Source organism: Leisingera sp. SS27 (genome assembly GCF_028368855.1).
Lineage (GTDB): Bacteria > Pseudomonadota > Alphaproteobacteria > Rhodobacterales > Rhodobacteraceae > Leisingera.
This window is the reverse complement of sequence record NZ_JAQNCY010000030.1, coordinates 1-1,203: the sequence shown is the minus strand read 5'-3', so window position 1 is coordinate 1,203 and position 1,203 is coordinate 1. Positions and strand designations below refer to the sequence as shown.

Here is a 1,203-nt window from a genome sequence, read left to right as displayed (position 1 = left end):
CTGACGGTGTTGTAATCGTAACGCCAGAGCGCCAGCTTCCGGCGGACATCGTCCAGGGTGTCAATTATCTCCTCGTTCAGCAGTTCGTCGCGCAGGCTGCCGTTGAATGACTCGAAAAAGGCGTTCTGCTGCGGCTTCCCTGGGTCGATGTAGTGCCACGGAATTGCGTTCTGACCGGCCCACCTCAGAATGGCCCGGCTCGTGAACTCTGTCCCCCTCGCCATTGGGCTCGAACCAATGGCGCCTCAATGGCTCGATCGCTGACTATGCATCCAGGCTTACCGTAGATCCGCACCAGCGCATCCAACTCACGCGCAACACGTGCGCCGGAGATACTGGTGCCGGCAATCAGGCACAGGTTTTCGCGGCTGCAATCGTCTATCACCGCCAGGATGCGGAATTTCCGGGATGCCCCGAAGCTGTCAGCCAGGAAGTCCAGAGACCAGCGCGCATTGGGATAAGCAGCCTCCGGAACCGGTGCGCGAGATCCACGGGCCCGCTTGCGGCCGCGCCGCCGCTTCACCGACAGCCCTTCTTCCCGGTAGAGCCGATACAGTTTCTTGTGGTTCATTCTCATGCCCTTGCGCTCAAGCAACACGCCAATCCGCCCCTTTCGGCGATGCAAACATCGCCTGCCGGGCAACGGGTAGCCGAACCGGCGCCGCTTTCCGGCAATCTCCTGCATCTCCTTGCGGATCTCAGGGCAGTCCGGCGGGCGTTCGCGCCGGACTGTCTTTGGGTCGACGCCGACAAGCCGGCAGGCCCGGCGCTGCGAGATGCCGTGATCCCGCATCGCCCTGAGCGCTGCCTCTCGCCGCTTGGTCAGCGTCGTCAGTTCTTTCCCAGAAGATCCTTCAGAACCACCCTCGCCATTGTCTCTCGGACCAATGGCGTTCCAATGGCTCGATCCAGCATCGTATCGGCCAGCAGCCGCTTCAGCTTGGCGTTCTCGTCCTCCAGCGCCTTCAGCCGCGCGGCCTCCGACACCTCCATGCCGCCATACTTGGACTTCAGCTTGTAGAACGTTGCCGGGCTGAGCCCGTGCCTGCGGCACACCTCCGCCGTTGGTATGCCTGCCTCTTGCTCCTTGATCATCCCGATGATCTGCGCCGCGGTAAAACGGCTCTTCCGCATTCGTCTGCTCCTTAAAGGTTGGGCAGACTCTACATCATGGTGAGGGATTTCGCGGGAGGCAGGTCAGTC

Annotated in this window: 1 pseudogene; it reads right to left on the bottom strand. The window is 61.8% G+C overall.

From position 1 onward, the window contains the following. A pseudogene (locus tag N6L27_RS23230) lies at window positions 1-1,134 on the bottom strand (IS3 family transposase); the annotation flags it as partial. Window positions 1,135-1,203: the final 69 nt, after the last annotated feature.